This window comes from Arthrobacter tecti (assembly GCF_054511355.1).
Map to the genome: position 1 here is coordinate 161260 of NZ_JBTNCT010000004.1, position 14382 is coordinate 175641.

The window sequence follows — 14382 nt, forward strand, 5'->3', positions numbered from 1 at the left end:
CGAGTATGCAGCTGAGAAGAGGAACGGAATGCAGGTCGAAACCACTGTCACCATCAGTCGCGGGGCGCTGACGCCGAACGATGTTGTCGCGGTCGCCCGCCACGGAGCGCAGGTGGAGCTGAGCGGCGACGCCGTCGCTGCGATGGAGGCCAGCCGCTCGGTGATCGAGTCCCTCATCGACGATCCCACCCCCCACTACGGCGTCTCCACCGGTTTCGGCGCACTGGCCACCAAGCACATCCCGGTGGAGAAACGCACTCACCTGCAGCGGAGCCTGATCCGCAGCCACGCGGCGTCGTCGGGCGCTGAAGTGGACCGCGAGGTGGTGCGCGGGCTCATGCTCGGCAGGCTCTCCACCATGGCCACCGGACGCACGGGCGTCCGGCCCATCGTGGCCCGCACCTACGCGCAGATGTTGAACGCCGGCATCACGCCGGTCATCGGCGAGTACGGTTCGCTGGGCTGCTCGGGTGATCTTGCCCCGCTGTCACATGTTGCGCTGGCCCTCATGGGTGAGGGCGAAGTAAGGAACGACGACGGCGCACTGCTGCCTGCCGCTGATGCGTTGGCTGCCGCCGGAATTGCGCCCGTCGAGCTGCGCGAGAAGGAGGGCCTGGCGCTCATCAACGGTACGGACGGCATGCTGGGGATGCTGGTCCTTGCCTCTGCGGACCTCCACCGGTTGCTCCGGACCGCCGATCTCGCCGCCGCCATGAGTGTCGAGGGACTTCTGGGCACCGACAGTGTGTTTGCCGAGGACCTGCATGAGCTGCGTCCGCACCCGGGGCAGGTGGCAACGGCTGCGAACATCCGGCGGGTGCTTGCCGGGTCGCGCCTGATCGGCCGGCATGACTCTGCCGAACGCAGCGAACACCGTTACACCCGCGTCCAGGACGCCTATTCGTTGCGGTGCGCGCCGCAGGTTCACGGTGCTGCCAGGGCCACGTTGGCGCATGTGGAGTCGGTTGCATCCATCGAGCTCGGCTCGGCAATCGATAACCCGGTGGTCACGGTTGACGGCCGCGTTGAGTCAAACGGGAACTTCCATGGCGCGCCCATCGGTTATGCCCTCGACTTCCTGGCCATCGCCGTCGCCGATCTCGCCTCCATGAGCGAACGCAGGACGGACCGCTTCCTTGACAAGAGCCGCAACCACGGGCTGAACCCGTTCCTGGCCCACGATCCCGGGGTGGACTCCGGGCACATGATCGCCCAATACACGCAGGCGGGGATCGTCTCCGAGCTCAAGCGGTTGGCGGTGCCGGCGTCGGTGGACTCCATTCCGTCCTCAGCCATGCAGGAGGACCACGTGTCCATGGGTTGGTCCGCGGGCCTCAAGTTACGGCGGGCGCTGGACGGCCTCGAACGCGTCCTGGCGGTGGAGTTGCTGACCGCTGCCCGTGGACTCGATGAGCGCGACGGCGGCGGAGGGGATTCGTTGAGTTCCGCTGCGATCCACGCTGCGCGGACCACCATCCGGGAGGTTGTTCAGGGGCCCAGCACTGACCGGTACCTGGCCCCCGAGATAGAAGCCGTTCGAAAGCTGGTGGTAGCAGGTTCGGTGCTTGAAGCCGTCGACGGCGTTCTTGATGATCCGCTCGTCTAACCCGGCCTGATCCCAACGCTGAGTGCGTAGATAATGGCGTTTCCCGAGAACATTCAGCCATTATCTACACACTCACGCGCGACTAAGTGTGGTTTACCAGCGATGCGCCACGTCGATGACGAGGCGTGATGAGGTTCCCGGGCCATCGAGGGTGAAGACACGGAAAGGAAGGCGGGCGCGCACACCAAGACCGAAGGTGGTGCGGGCCTCGAAACTGTCGACGAAAGCCACCTGGCGGAACGTGGTGAAGCCAGCCACATTGACTGCTTCACTCCGGACGGCCGGGCGATAGGTTGCGTTGCCGCGGGAATCATACGCGGGGGCGTTGACTCTCACCTGCAGGTCGGCGGCACCGCGAAGCGGAGTAGCCATACCGGAAACGCCGACGACGGCGCTTACGTACCTGACGGTGTAGCTGGCGCCTTTGCCTCGAACATCGATCACGAGCCGATCGAAGCAGGCATGGCGTCCGGCGCGTGCGTTGACTATGGGAGCGCTGGTCTGAGCGGTACTGCTCTTGGCCGTTGATCCCCAGGTAATTCCACAGTAGGGAGCTGCTGTGGCACTGCTCGGCACCACCAGGCCAAGCCCGGCAATCAGGAGCAGGGCCGCCAGCAGCGCACGAATTTTGTGCATGATGCACCACCTTTCAAGGAGGAGTAGGTGGAATCATCGTAGGGCTGCGCCGGATAGAAAGATCCGGCCGTACAGACTATGGCGCCCAACCGTTACTGCGGCTGCTTGTGCGGGGTTTTCAACGGCCAACCCGGCTCAAAACGCAACCAACGCGAATCCGCAATGTCACCGTGTGCTTCTGACGACTCAGACGGTCTGCGGTGTTTTGCGGGTGAGAAAACCCATGACCGGTTCAGCAAGACGCGCGGCGATCGGTCCGAGGACAGCCATCAGCAGGACGTAGGCAGTTGCTAGGGCGGCAAGCTCATCGGTCACCGCACCGGAGGCTACGGCCAGACCAGCGATAACAATGGAGAACTCGCCACGGGCAATCAGCGCAGCACCGGCGCGCGCCCGCCCAAGCTTGCCGATGCCCTGCCGTTTGGCAGCCCACCAGCCCGTTGCCACCTTGGTGACCGAGGTGATGAGCGCAAGCAGCAGCGCATACCCGAGCACCGGCGGGATGGTGCTCGGATCCGTGTTGAGTCCGAACACCACGAAGAAGACGGCAGCGAAAAGGTCCCGGAGGGGTTCCAGAAGCCGGGTCGCGTTGGTGGCGGTTGCCCCCGAAATCGCGATGCCCAGGAGGAACGCCCCAACGGCAGCCGAGACCTGCATCGCTGAAGCAACGCCGGCAACGAGCAGCGCAGCACCAAGGAGGGTAAGGAGGAAAACCTCCCGGTCCTTGGAGTCGACGACGGCGGAGACCGCGTTGCCGAACTTCAGGGCGATGACGAGCACGATGGTCACGACAACCAGGGAGATTCCGACCGCCTGAAGCCCTCCCGCGAAACTCACTCCGGCCAGGACGGCGGTCAGGATGGGGAGGTAGACCGCCATCGCCAGGTCCTCAAATACCAGCAGGGACAGCACCACCGGGGTTTCCCTGTTGCCGAGCCGCCCCAGGTCGGTGAGCACTTTGGCAATGATGCCTGAGGAGGAGATGTACGTGACGCCGCCCAGTACCAGGGCACCCACGACCCCCCAGCCGAGTATCAGGGCGATGACGACGCCGGGAAGGAAGTTCAGGAGGATATCCAGGATGCCGGCCATCCAGGACTGCCGGAGCCCGGTAACCAGTTCACCTGCCGTGTATTCGAGGCCCAGGAGCAACAGGAGCAGTATTACGCCGATTTCGCTGGCAATCGCGCTGAACTCCTCGAGTCCGCCGAGCTCAACGAATCCGCCCTGCCCGAAGAAGAGACCACCCAGCAGGTAAAGCGGGATCGGCGAAAGGCCGATTCGTCCTGCGAGCCGGCCGAGGATGCCAAGGCCGAAGAAAACGGCCCCCAATTCAATGAGGACCAGTGCACTGTGATTCCCCATGGGCGGCTCAGCCGCCGCGAAGTATCTCGGCGGCGGCGTCGAGCCCCTCAGAGGTGCCGACGGCAACGAGGAGATCGCCGGCTGCGAGAGTGAAGTCCGGGGTGGGTGAAGCCTGCACCTGCCCCTTGCGGAGGACTGCCACCAGGGACACGCTGGTCCGGGTCCGCATTTTAGTGTCACCGAGCTTGCGTCCGTCATAGGGCGAATCGACGTCGATCAGGAACTGGCGCGTGTTGACGCCGGGAAGATCCCGGTGTTCTTCGGTCAGCTGTGCCACCACCTGGTGCGCGCCGAGCAGGTTGCCCAGGGTGGATGCTTCATCCGCGGTGAGCGGGATGGATGCCAGGCAGGCATCCGGATCATCGGCGCGCGAGACAATGAGCTCCGTCTCGCCGTCCCGCTGGGTGACTGTCCCGATGCGCCGGCCGGACGCGGTCACAATGTCCTTGCGCACACCGATTCCCGGAAGTGGTGTCTGTTCAACCCTCATGGTTTTACTCTAGACCTGCTTGTGCTAAGGGCGTTCATGTTCACTTCTGGGGTGCGAGCGCGCCGGTGATTTTTTGGTCGGATTCCCTCCCGGCAATGAGTCGGGATGCGAGCTCCGCGATCCCGGATGAGGTCTGGAATCCGTAGCCGCCCTGGCCGGCGAGCCAGAAGAAGCCGCTTGCTTCGGGGTCGAAACCCACAACCGGCAAGCCGTGGGCAGCCTGTGTCCGCAGTCCGGTCCACGATCGGACAACGTCCCCGATGCCCAGGGTGGTCAACCGGTTGAGCCGGTCAATCAGCTCCGCAATGTCCTCCGACCGCGGTTGTGCGTCCTCGGGCACGCTGGGAACGGATTCCGACGGCGAAACCAGCGCGCCGGCGTCGTCCCGCCGGAAGTAGAAGGTGTCATCGGCCGCGGCAACCATCGGCGCACCGGGTGCTGGCGGATTGGCCGCCTTCACGACGGCGGCGCTCCGTCGGTAGGGGCGCAGACCCTGGGTGGCAACACCGGACAGCACGGCCAGTTCATCAGCCCAGGCGCCCGCAGCATTAACGACGACGGCGGCATGCACGCCGTGCGCTCCGGCACCGGCTTCCCACCCGCTGCGCAGCCGCTGGACGGAGTGAACGGGCGCTCCCGTGAGTATCCGGCAGCTCCCGGCTTCAGCACGAGTGCGGTGGTACTGCAGCAGCGCTTCGGTGTTGGAACCGAACGCCGTGGTGTCGAGCCCGGCTGCCTCGAACCCCGCTGCGGCAATTTGCGGACAGAGACTCTCCGCCTCGCGGATGGAGATGCGCTGCATTGCCCCGCTTGCCCGCGCTGTGACGTCCGCTTCCGATCCGACGAGCATGAAGCTGCGCGGAACCAGGATAGGTTCGGGCAGTTCCTGCTGGAACTCCCGGATCAAATCCAGGGTTCGTTCGGTGAGCTGCCGAACCTCCGGCGGGCCATAACTCGGAATGAGCTGCCGGGCGGACCTTGAGGAGGTGTGGTAGGCCAGCGTCTGTTCCGCCTCAACCAGGATGACCTCGAGTTCCGGGTACTCCGAGGAAAGCGCCGAGGCAAGGGATAGTCCGGCAATGCCTCCGCCGACAATCAGGACATCTGCTGTCAAAGCCACAGCGCACCCACCTCCATCGTTGTACAACCCGCCTGGTTCGCGGCGCTTTCGGCCGCGCCGATCGCCGAAGCGTTAGGTACTGTTCTAACAGACCCTGACGTCCTCGTCAGCGGCTCATGAGTGGAACCGCACGCGGAACGGGAAGGCAGGGCATGACTCAGGACCATCTTGACCTATTACGGCTGCCGTCCGCTGCACGGGACGCGTGCCGGGAAATGCTGGAAGCGCCCATTGACTCCGAGGTGCAGGGAGCGCTTAATTCGCTACGCGCACGCCTTGGCGTACTGACTGAGAAACCGCAGCTTCCCGAATACCCGGAATCGGTGTGGACAGCGGGCCTGCTGCGCTTCGTTCCCGAACTGTTGGACTGGTACCGGGCGCGTGGCGTCCCGGAGGACGTGATTGCCGATTCCCTTCCCGACTGGGGACGGCACTTCGCGCTGCACCGGCGGGTGCACGGTGCGTTCGGCCTCGAAACGTGGCGCTGGCTGGTGGCTCATGCACAGGGCACCATGTTCCAGCTGGGCCGGTTGCAGTTCATGCTCTACAGGCCGGATCCTGCACTGCCCGATGGGGAGGGCACCTACGCACTGGGCATCCATATCCCGGAGACTTCAGAGCCGCTCGATCCCGATGCAGTGGATGCATCGATTGAACGTGCGCGCGCGTTCTTCCCCGTGCACTTCCCCGAGGTTTTGCCTACCTTCGCCACCTGCGATTCCTGGATGCTCGATCCCGGCCTCCGGTCCGAACTGCCGGATACCTCCAACGTGGCGCGGTTCGCTGACCGGTTCACGCATCTTGGGCGTCAGGGTGCTGAGCCGACCGATGCGCTGTACTTCGTCTTCCGCACCCGCGACACCAATTCTCTCGCGTCGCTTCCCCGGGCATCCTCGGTGCAGCGCGCGGTGCTGGACCGGTATGCCGCCGGAACTCCGGTGCTGGGAACGGCCGGGTATTTCCGGCTCTGATTCCCAGCTCTACGCGAGTGCGACGCAGAGCACGGAGGCGTCGTCAGCCGATTCACCGATCTCCTCCTGGACGCTTCGCAGTGTCAGCAGCAGTTCCTGGGCGCCGATGGGTGTCCGCACGGCTTCGAGGAACTCCTCCGGTCCGCTGACCAGACCGAGATCGACGGCGCGCCACGCCCCATCCGAGGCAAGCGCAACCGTGTGGGCCGGCCCTAGTGTGTTCAGCCGCGCTTGTTCAGCGGCAGCCGGCTCCCTTCGCGCGACCCAGACGCCGCCGGGCGTATTGCGGTCCAGCCGTGCCTGGCGCAACTGTTCTCCAGACGCAGAGGGCTCACTGATTCCCTCCCCGACGTGGCGTACTTCGCCGTTGTTGAGGGCCGCGACCACGTGGCAGTCCGCGAGGCTGAGAACGTGCAGGCCGCCGTCGTCGTCGGCCGTTACCAACGACACCGCCGCGCTGGGAAAGCGCTGGGACTCGGCGCCCACCAGCTGGTGTCCAAGCTCGTCCACTCTGCCAAGCGCGGCTGCCAGAACCGCGCGCGGATCAGCCGGTCCCACGCATTCGGCAATCGCAAGATCCAGAACGCGCGCATACCAGGACGGGTTGGAGGCGCCGGGAAGATCCAGTTCGTCCAGCAGGGAGGTGGCGCCGTCAACCATCCAGGCGGCATTGCCCCGGTAGCCGCAGGCGTCCTCCTGCACGTGATTGTCGCCCTCGGTCTGCACGCGCGATACGTGTGTCCAGTTCATGCTTTCCCTTCATCTCCTGCGTCGGTGAGTACCTCGTGCAGGATGTTCCGGCCCATCCCCTCGAAGTCAGGGTTGTCATCGGACGTCGCGGCCATTGCTGATCCCATGCAGAGCGCCCATCCGCGTGCCCGCTGCCACGTGGCGGCATCGGTGCGACGTTCGCTGTTGATTCGGTTGATGAAGGCGCGGCGTCCGTTTCTTTCAAAAACCATCCAGGCCGCAGCGAGATCCGTGGCCGGGTCTCCGCTGGTCAGATCACCGAAATCCAGGATGCCTAGTAGCCGGCAGTGGGAGTCCAGCACGATGTTCGCGGCATGGAAATCTCCGTGGAGCCACAGCGGTTCGCCCTCCCACGGCGGCTGGTCGCGCAGTTCGACCCAGAGCGCGGAAAATTCTGCGGCCAGTCCTGCACCGCTGATCCTCTCCTCCACCGCCCTGCTGCGTGTGGAAAGCGGAACTCCCCGTACCGGGTTCCGCGGAGCGTCTGCGGGTGCCGGCTGCTGAAACGCGAGGACGAAGTCCGCCAACTGTTCCGCTGCCCCCGTCCGGTCGGCGGCAGGGAGATCGGCCGCCAACGGCCCTTCGATCCAGCGGGTGATCGTCCAGTACCAGGGAAAGTACGACGCCGGCGCGCCGGTCCGCTGCGGGACCGGCGTCAGTGCCTTCACACCTTGAGTGAGTATGCGCAGCCAACCCTGCTCATTGACGATGAGGTTCGCCGCCGCCTCGCGTCGGGGCAGGCGGACGGCGAACTCCTTGCCAAGCCGGAAGATCGCGTTGTCCCAGCCATTGGCGACCAGCGTGAGCGGCAGCCCGGAGAGGTCCGGGTGCTGTTCGTCGAGAAGTCCCTGCACCAGTTCGGCGGTGATGTCGATCTCCGCGGCCGGCATGTTCGCCATGGCTTCCTCGTCCCTGGAAGGAGCTAGCCCTCGACCCCTAGGCGTTCCAGGATCAGCTGGCGGACCTTGCCGGCGTCGGCCTGGCCACGGGTAGCCTTCATCACGCCGCCCACGATCGCGCCGACCGCCTGCAGCTTTCCGCCCCGGATCTTGTCCGCGACGTCGGGCTGTGCGGCGAGCGCGCCGTCGATCGCCTCGAGGAGAGCGCCGTCGTCGGACACCACCTCAAGGCCCCGCTGGGAGACCACTTCCGTGGGCGTACCCTCGCCGGCAAGGACGCCGTCGAGCACCTCGCGGGAGAGCTTGTCGTTGATCTTGCCGGCGTCGATCAGCCCCTGCAACTCAACGATCATGGCCGGTGTGACGCCCAGTTCGGCGGGTTCGACGTCGGCAACCTTGGCACGGCGGGAGATCTCGCCCATCCACCACTTCCGCGCTGTTGCCGGTTTGACCCCGGCGGCAACAGTTTCCTCGATGGAGTCCATGACGCCGGCATTGACGACATCGCGGAACTCGGCGTCCGAGTAGCCCCAGTCCGCCTGGAGACGCTTACGGCGGGCTGCCGGTGGTTCGGGCAGCTCGCTGCGAAGCTTCTCGATCCACGCATCGTCCGTAACCACCGGAACAAGGTCCGGCTCAGGGAAGTAACGGTAGTCGTCGGCGTCGGACTTGGGACGGCCCGCCGTCGTCGACCGTGTGTCCTCGTGCCAGTGCCGGGTTTCCTGGGTGATCGCAACGCCGGAGTCGAGGACGGCGGCGTGCCGCTGGATCTCGTAGCGGACAGCGTGCTCGACGGCCCGGAGCGAGTTCACATTCTTGGTCTCGGTGCGGGTACCGAATTTCTCCTGGCCCTTGGGTTTGAGGGAGACGTTGGCGTCGCAGCGGACGTTGCCTCGCTCCATGCGTGCATCGGAGACACCGAGGTTCTTGACGATCTCGCGGATGGCTGCAACGTACGCCTTGGCCAGTTCCGGTGCGCGCTCCCCCGCCCCGACGATCGGCTTGGTGACGATTTCCACGAGCGGTACACCTGCTCGGTTGTAGTCCACGAGTGAGAACTCGGCGCCCTGGATGCGGCCGGTGGACCCGCCCATGTGGGTGAGCTTGCCGGCGTCTTCCTCCATATGCGCGCGTTCGATCTCGATCGTGAAGACAGTCCCGTCAGCAAGCTCGATGTCGATGGAGCCGTCATAGGCGATCGGTTCGTCATACTGGGAAGTCTGGAAATTCTTCGGGGTGTCCGGGTAGAAGTAGTTCTTCCGGGCGAAGTGGCACCTTTCCGCAATCTTGCAGTTCAGTGCTAGCCCGATCTTGATGGAGGACTCGACAGCCACCCGGTTGATGACCGGGAGCACGCCGGGCAGCCCCAGATCCACGGGAGTGACGTTGGTGTTCGGTGTATCCCCGAACGCGTTCGGCGCGGAGGAGAACATCTTGGTCCGGGTGTTCAGTTCAACGTGAACCTCGAACCCGAGTACCGGATCATACTTCTGCAGGGCCTCTTCGAAGGAAAGGATTTCGGCGGTTGCAGTGCTCATCTACTTCACTCCAGCGATCTCGGGTGCCTGTGCCAGGAGGGGTCCGCCCCAGGTGTTCTCAAGCAGCGTTTCCAGTGCTGCGCCTGCCCGGTAGAGGCGTGCGTCCTGGCGCGCGGGGGCCAGGAACTGGACGCCGACCGGCAGCCCGTCGGCAAGGCCTCCGGGTACCGAGATGCCGGGGACACCGGCCATGTTCGCGGGGATGGTGGCGACGTCGTTCAGGTACATGGCGAGCGGATCGTCCAGCTTCTCGCCCAGTTTGAACGCCGTGGTGGGCGCGGTTGGCGAAATCAGGACGTCGGCCTGCCTGAATGCGGCGTCGAAGTCACGCTGGATCAGTGTGCGGACTTTCTGCGCCGAGCCGTAGTAGGCGTCGTAATAGCCGGCGCTCAGCGCGTAGGTGCCAAGGATGATGCGGCGCTTCACCTCGTCCCCGAAGCCGGCGGCGCGGGTGGCGCCCATGACGCGCTCAATGGTGGGAGCGCCCTCGGGCACAACACGCATGCCGAAGCGTACGCCGTCGTACTTCGCGAGATTGGACGAGGCTTCCGAGGGCATGATCAGGTAATACGCGCCGAGGGCGTACCTGAAGTTGGGGCAGGAAACCTCGACGACGTCGGCACCGGCCTGGCGCAGAAGGTCCAGCGCCTCGTTGAAGCGCGCCTGGACGCCGTCCTGGTAGCCCTCGCCCTGCAGTTCCTTGATCACGCCGATGCGCATCCCCCTGACGTCGCCGTTGCGGGCGGCGTCAACGAGCGCGCCGACGGGATCGGTGAGCGACGTCGAGTCATGGGGGTCGTGACCGCCGATGACCTCGTGGAGCAGTGCCGCGTCGAGCACCGTGCGAGTGACCGGACCGATCTGGTCCAGTGAGGAAGCCATCGCGATCGCGCCGTAGCGGGAGACGCCGCCGTAGGTCGGCTTAACTCCGACGGTGCCGGTGACCGCACCGGGTTGGCGGATGGAGCCGCCGGTATCGGTGCCGAGCGCAAGCGGCGCTTCGAAGGCTGCGACGGCAGCAGCCGATCCGCCGCCGGAGCCACCGGGAATGCGGTCAAGATCCCATGGATTCCGGGTGGGACCGTAGGCCGAGTGCTCGGTGGAGGAGCCCATCGCGAACTCATCGAGGTTGGTCTTGCCGAGGATCGGCATCTTCGCGTCGCGAAGGCGCCGCACCACAGTTGCGTCGTACGGGCTGTGCCAACCCTCAAGGATTTTCGAACCGGCAGTGGTGGGCTGGCCCTTGGTGACAATGAGGTCCTTGACGGCGATCGGTACGCCTGCCAGCGGATGCATAGCGTCCCCTAGGGAACGCTCTTTGTCCACCTCGGAAGCGACGCGAAGCGCCTCATCGGTGTTGATGTGCAGGAAGGCGTTGATCGCCGGGTCCACTTCGCCGATGCGGTCCAGATGCGCCTGTACTGCTTCAACGGCCGAAACCTCGCGGGACGCGAGCTTCTCGGCGAGCCCGGAAGCGCTGAGCCTGGTCAGATCTGTCATGGCCTACTCCTCGTCCAGGATTGCGGGAACCTTGAACCGGCCCGCTGCGTTGTCCGGTGCACCGCTCAGGGCTTCCTCGTTGGTGAGCGTTTCGCCGATGACATCATCGCGGTACACGTTGCTGAGCGGGATGGGGTGGCTTGTGGCTGGGATGTCCTCGCCCGCCACTTCGCTGACGGTCTTGATGGAGTCGACAATGACGGAAAGCTCGCCGGTCATCCGGTCCAGCTCCTCGGCGCTCATGTCGATGTGGGCCAGCCGGGCAAGGTGCGCGACGTCCTCACGGGTGATCTCGGGCATATTTCTCCAGGATCTTTTCGATGTACTCAGGTTTCGGGTTCTAGTCTACGGGCGCGAGGGGAGCGTCCTGTGCGTATCCCGGTACCAGCATTCCTAAAGCGCCAGGCGGAACACCCAGAGGTGGATGTTCTCATCCGGAACCCACCAGTCGCGGCTTGGCACCCTCTCGAATCCGAGCGATTCGTAGAGGCCGTGGGCGCGCACCATATTGGAGCCACTGGTGAGACTGACCGCGTCTATCCCTTCCAGCGTGCGCGCATACCCGATGATCCACTCGACCATGCGGCGGCCGATTCCACCGCGCTGCACCGTTGGGTCCACGGCGAGCATGCGGAATTCGAGTTCCCCGGCAATCGCGATGTCGGTGTAACGCTGGCCTTCGAAGGTGATCGCAACGGAGCCGACGACGGCGCTGCCCAGTTCCGCGACCCACACCTCGGCGTGCGCTGCCCGGTGTTCAACATCGGTGAGCACCTGGACGTACGGGTGGTTTGGATCTTCGAAGTAGCCCGCGCCGACGTACGCATCACGCGTAATCCGGCGAACGTCGTCGTAATCTGTCTCTGTCACGCGACGCATGGTCAGGGTCATTGCGTAAGCCTCTGTAGTTTGGATGGTTGGAGAATCCGCCTACCCATTGTGACGCGCTAGTCGAAGTCGATCGAGCCGGTTCGGCGGCCGTGTTGCGCGAAGCGTTCGAACATGAAGACCGCCAACACCAGCCACCCGAGTCCGATCGAGAGGCACAGCCCGAGCTGACCGATCGTCCCGACGGATACCGACTGGGTGCCCTGCACAGCGCGGATGGCCGCCAAACCATGGGTGATGGGAAACACCTGCGCCACCAATTGCACGCCTTCGGGCCAGAACCCCACCGGTACCACCACGCCGCACAGGAGCGTGTGGGCGGACTGAACCAGATTCGCGACGACGTTACGCCAGTGCGGCACTCTCAGCACGAATGCCGCAACGAAGAGCGCCATCCCGTACGTCCCGCAGGCGACACAGGCGAGCCCGACGACGGCGGCAACAGCCGCAGGCAGGCTCCACTCGACCCCGAGCAGCGGGCCGATTCCGAAGAGGACGATCGACGCGGTTCCCACTCCGCTCGGCATCCACTGCAGGCTCCTGCCGACGAAGACCGGCCACGATCTGGCGGGCGCGACCGTCAGCAGGCCGAGCGTGCCGGAGGCCCGCTCCCACTGGGTGGACTGGATGGCGAACAGCGTCTCGGATGCGGTCAGGAAGACTGCCTGCCCGATGAACAGGTACAGGATCGCGCCGGGTTCCTTCAGGAGCAGGCCGATCACGGCGAAGAACAGGACCTGCATGATGACGCGCCCGAGCCAGCCGACACACCACGTCAGCGGCGAGTAAACCGTGCGGAAATCTGCGAGGGCAATGTGTGCAGCGCTTCGCACCACGTTCAATGTCGCGGTTGGTTCAGGCATAGGTCATCGTCCCCGTCCGTCGAAGCCGATTTATGGACGCCCTCACCAACACGTTCCCGATCACGTAGGAGAGCACACCAAGGACTCCGAGCATCATCAGGCTGAAGGCGGCATCGTCCGCCAGCTCGATGGTCAGTGATTCGCGCAGCAGGTCCGAAGCCCAGGAAAGGAAAACGAGCGCCGAAACGGGATGGACCCATTCCGGGAGCAGGGCAACCGGGACCATCACGCCGCCGAGGAGGTAGAAGGGATAGCTGAGGGAGTTCTGGAAGGAGCGGGCCGAGCGGGCGAGAACGAATACCGCCGCCATCGACAGCGCAGTGCCGACCATCGCGAACACCAGCAACACCATGGTTGCGGCGAACAGGACCGGGTGCCGGATCGCCACAGGTTCACCGGTGAAGATCCACCCCACAAGCCAGGACTCAACGAATCCCACCAGGCCCATGCAGGTCACCACCCCTACCCTCCCGGTCAACAAAGCGGAGAACGACGACGGCGCCGCCACCAGAAGCTCCAGCGTGCCGGCTTCGCGGTCCCGGGTGATGAGTTCGCCCGCGGTATGGAGGCACATGCCCCACAGCGCTATCAGCCCGGGCGCGAGGACGGCGTAGCCACTCAGGTCAGAGCGCCCTGCATACTGGGTGATAGCGAGGAAAACCAGGGTCAGCATCGGTGCTGTGAAGAGAGTGAGATACCAGTCGGCGTTTCCCCGCATGCGCCTGTGCTGCATAACTGCGCCAGCCATGACCGTTGAGGTGTGCGTTGCGCTCATCCCAAGCTCATTCCGCGATCGCCGACAAGGTTCACGTAGAGATCGTCCAGGCTCGGTGGCGTGACCGAAAAGACGGACACTCCTGCCGCGGCGACGATGGTCAGCGCCTTCATCACTGCCTGTTCTTCGAGGACCAACACCAGCCCGCCGGTTCCGTCCTCGCTCACCTGGGCATCCAACGGTTCGATTGACGCCAGGATCTCGCTGCGTTGGCTGGAGCTGAGGTCCGGCAGCTCAAGCCTTGACCCGGATCCGGTACTCCGCATGAGTTCGCTTGGGGTGCCCTCCGCGATGATCCGACCGCCGTCGATGAAACTCAGCCGGTCCGAGAGGTCGCCCGCTTCCTCCATGTTGTGGGTGGTCAGCAGGATGGTCTTGCCTTTGAACCTAAGATCGCGAATCAGGGCGCGGAACCCATTGGCGGCGACCGGGTCCATGCCTACGGTCGGTTCGTCGAGAATGAGTAACGGTTGGTCGGCGATCAGTCCCCGTGCCAGATGCAGCCGCTGCTTCATGCCCCTGCTAAAGGTTTCAACGCGCTGGTTTTCCACACCGGTCAGACCCAGCTTTTCCAGCAGTTCCGCGGTTCTGACCCTGGCCTTTCGCCGTGGCATCGAGTACATCGCGGCCCAGAACATCAGGTTTTCAACTGGTGTAAGCCTGTCATAGAGGCCCCGCTCCCCGCCGAGCACGACGCCCAGGCTGGCTCTGGCCTGGCGCGTCTCTTTCACGACGTCGAACCCCGCCACGTTTGCGCTTCCCGCCGTGGGGAGGAGCATCGTGGAGACGATTTTGCACAGTGTTGTCTTGCCCGCGCCATTCGGGCCGAGCAGGCTGTGGACGGTACCGGGGTTGACCGTGAGATCGACATCGTTCAGGGCGACTTTGGGCGCTGTTCCTTTGCTTTGTTGTCTCCTGGTGGGTTCGAACGTCCGACGCAGTGAGCGCACCTCGATTGCTGGGTCCATGCAGTGACCATAT

Annotated in this window: 15 protein-coding genes; 2 read left to right on the forward strand and 13 right to left on the reverse strand. The window is 64.7% G+C overall.

Annotation, left to right across the window (positions count from 1 at the left end):
- The first annotated feature begins 28 nt into the window (after positions 1-28).
- A complete protein-coding gene (hutH, locus tag ACX80C_RS07200; RefSeq protein WP_459325695.1) occupies positions 29-1606 on the forward strand; it encodes a histidine ammonia-lyase in 1578 nt (525 codons plus the stop codon).
- A gap of 93 nt (positions 1607-1699) precedes the next feature.
- Here the strand turns inward: hutH and ACX80C_RS07205 are convergent, their stop codons facing one another.
- The 4 genes from ACX80C_RS07205 to ACX80C_RS07220 all read right to left on the reverse strand — a co-directional run bounded on the left by ACX80C_RS07205 (position 1700) and on the right by ACX80C_RS07220 (position 5217).
- Positions 1700-2242, reverse strand: a complete 543-nt coding sequence (locus tag ACX80C_RS07205) for an AMIN-like domain-containing (lipo)protein (protein WP_459325696.1) — start codon at positions 2240-2242, stop codon at positions 1700-1702.
- 186 nt (positions 2243-2428) lie between these two features.
- Positions 2429-3607 carry a cation:proton antiporter gene (locus tag ACX80C_RS07210; RefSeq protein ID WP_459325698.1) on the reverse strand — a complete coding sequence of 393 codons (1179 nt, stop codon included), beginning with the start codon at positions 3605-3607 and terminating at the stop codon, positions 2429-2431.
- Positions 3608-3614: 7 nt separating this feature from the next.
- Positions 3615-4097, reverse strand: a complete 483-nt coding sequence (locus tag ACX80C_RS07215; RefSeq protein ID WP_459325699.1) for a cation:proton antiporter regulatory subunit — start codon at positions 4095-4097, stop codon at positions 3615-3617.
- A 40-nt stretch (positions 4098-4137) separates the two neighbouring features.
- Positions 4138-5217 carry an NAD(P)/FAD-dependent oxidoreductase gene (locus ACX80C_RS07220; protein WP_459325701.1) on the reverse strand — a complete coding sequence of 360 codons (1080 nt, stop codon included), beginning with the start codon at positions 5215-5217 and terminating at the stop codon, positions 4138-4140.
- 152 nt (positions 5218-5369) lie between these two features.
- Here ACX80C_RS07220 and ACX80C_RS07225 point away from each other — a divergent pair, with 152 nt between their 5' ends.
- Positions 5370-6188, forward strand: a complete 819-nt coding sequence (locus ACX80C_RS07225) for an acyltransferase domain-containing protein (protein ID WP_459325703.1) — start codon at positions 5370-5372, stop codon at positions 6186-6188.
- Positions 6189-6197: 9 nt separating this feature from the next.
- Here ACX80C_RS07225 and ACX80C_RS07230 read toward each other — a convergent pair whose 3' ends face one another.
- From ACX80C_RS07230 to ACX80C_RS07270, 9 genes are all read right to left on the reverse strand, one after another.
- Positions 6198-6938, reverse strand: coding sequence for a hypothetical protein (locus ACX80C_RS07230; protein ID WP_459325704.1), 741 nt, complete (start codon positions 6936-6938; stop codon positions 6198-6200).
- Positions 6935-7837 (reverse strand): aminoglycoside phosphotransferase family protein, encoded by a 903-nt coding sequence (locus tag ACX80C_RS07235; RefSeq protein WP_459325706.1) that lies wholly within the window; start codon positions 7835-7837, stop codon positions 6935-6937. The genes ACX80C_RS07230 and ACX80C_RS07235 overlap by 4 nt, the downstream gene beginning before the upstream one ends.
- Positions 7838-7860: 23 nt before the next feature.
- Positions 7861-9375 carry an Asp-tRNA(Asn)/Glu-tRNA(Gln) amidotransferase subunit GatB gene (gatB, locus tag ACX80C_RS07240; RefSeq protein WP_459325707.1) on the reverse strand — a complete coding sequence of 505 codons (1515 nt, stop codon included), beginning with the start codon at positions 9373-9375 and terminating at the stop codon, positions 7861-7863.
- Positions 9376-10875, reverse strand: coding sequence for an Asp-tRNA(Asn)/Glu-tRNA(Gln) amidotransferase subunit GatA (gene gatA / locus ACX80C_RS07245; protein WP_459325708.1), 1500 nt, complete (start codon positions 10873-10875; stop codon positions 9376-9378). It lies immediately after the preceding gene.
- A 3-nt stretch (positions 10876-10878) separates the two neighbouring features.
- Positions 10879-11175, reverse strand: a complete 297-nt coding sequence (gene gatC / locus ACX80C_RS07250; protein WP_167991953.1) for an Asp-tRNA(Asn)/Glu-tRNA(Gln) amidotransferase subunit GatC — start codon at positions 11173-11175, stop codon at positions 10879-10881.
- Positions 11176-11268: 93 nt separating this feature from the next.
- Positions 11269-11754, reverse strand: coding sequence for a GNAT family N-acetyltransferase (locus ACX80C_RS07255; protein ID WP_459325889.1), 486 nt, complete (start codon positions 11752-11754; stop codon positions 11269-11271).
- A 68-nt stretch (positions 11755-11822) separates the two neighbouring features.
- On the reverse strand, positions 11823-12626 hold the full coding sequence (locus ACX80C_RS07260; RefSeq protein ID WP_459325709.1) for an ABC transporter permease: 804 nt from the start codon (positions 12624-12626) through the stop codon (positions 11823-11825).
- Positions 12619-13401: an ABC transporter permease gene (locus ACX80C_RS07265; RefSeq protein WP_459325710.1), complete on the reverse strand. Its 783-nt coding sequence runs from the start codon at positions 13399-13401 to the stop codon at positions 12619-12621. The genes ACX80C_RS07260 and ACX80C_RS07265 overlap by 8 nt, the downstream gene beginning before the upstream one ends.
- Positions 13398-14369: an ABC transporter ATP-binding protein gene (locus tag ACX80C_RS07270; protein ID WP_459325712.1), complete on the reverse strand. Its 972-nt coding sequence runs from the start codon at positions 14367-14369 to the stop codon at positions 13398-13400. The genes ACX80C_RS07265 and ACX80C_RS07270 overlap by 4 nt, the downstream gene beginning before the upstream one ends.
- Positions 14370-14382 lie beyond the last annotated feature (13 nt).

Coding starts and splice junctions, on each gene's coding strand:
- hutH (WP_459325695.1), top strand. CDS start 29: ATGCAGGTCGAAACCACTGTCACCATCAGTCGCGGGGCGCTGACGCCG.
- ACX80C_RS07205 (WP_459325696.1), bottom strand. CDS start 2,242: ATGCACAAAATTCGTGCGCTGCTGGCGGCCCTGCTCCTGATTGCCGGG.
- ACX80C_RS07210 (WP_459325698.1), bottom strand. CDS start 3,607: ATGGGGAATCACAGTGCACTGGTCCTCATTGAATTGGGGGCCGTTTTC.
- ACX80C_RS07215 (WP_459325699.1), bottom strand. CDS start 4,097: ATGAGGGTTGAACAGACACCACTTCCGGGAATCGGTGTGCGCAAGGAC.
- ACX80C_RS07225 (WP_459325703.1), top strand. CDS start 5,370: ATGACTCAGGACCATCTTGACCTATTACGGCTGCCGTCCGCTGCACGG.
- ACX80C_RS07230 (WP_459325704.1), bottom strand. CDS start 6,938: ATGAACTGGACACACGTATCGCGCGTGCAGACCGAGGGCGACAATCAC.
- ACX80C_RS07235 (WP_459325706.1), bottom strand. CDS start 7,837: ATGGCGAACATGCCGGCCGCGGAGATCGACATCACCGCCGAACTGGTG.
- gatB (WP_459325707.1), bottom strand. CDS start 9,375: ATGAGCACTGCAACCGCCGAAATCCTTTCCTTCGAAGAGGCCCTGCAG.
- gatA (WP_459325708.1), bottom strand. CDS start 10,875: ATGACAGATCTGACCAGGCTCAGCGCTTCCGGGCTCGCCGAGAAGCTC.
- gatC (WP_167991953.1), bottom strand. CDS start 11,175: ATGCCCGAGATCACCCGTGAGGACGTCGCGCACCTTGCCCGGCTGGCC.
- ACX80C_RS07255 (WP_459325889.1), bottom strand. CDS start 11,754: ATGCGTCGCGTGACAGAGACAGATTACGACGACGTTCGCCGGATTACG.
- ACX80C_RS07260 (WP_459325709.1), bottom strand. CDS start 12,626: ATGCCTGAACCAACCGCGACATTGAACGTGGTGCGAAGCGCTGCACAC.
- ACX80C_RS07265 (WP_459325710.1), bottom strand. CDS start 13,401: ATGAGCGCAACGCACACCTCAACGGTCATGGCTGGCGCAGTTATGCAG.
- ACX80C_RS07270 (WP_459325712.1), bottom strand. CDS start 14,369: ATGGACCCAGCAATCGAGGTGCGCTCACTGCGTCGGACGTTCGAACCC.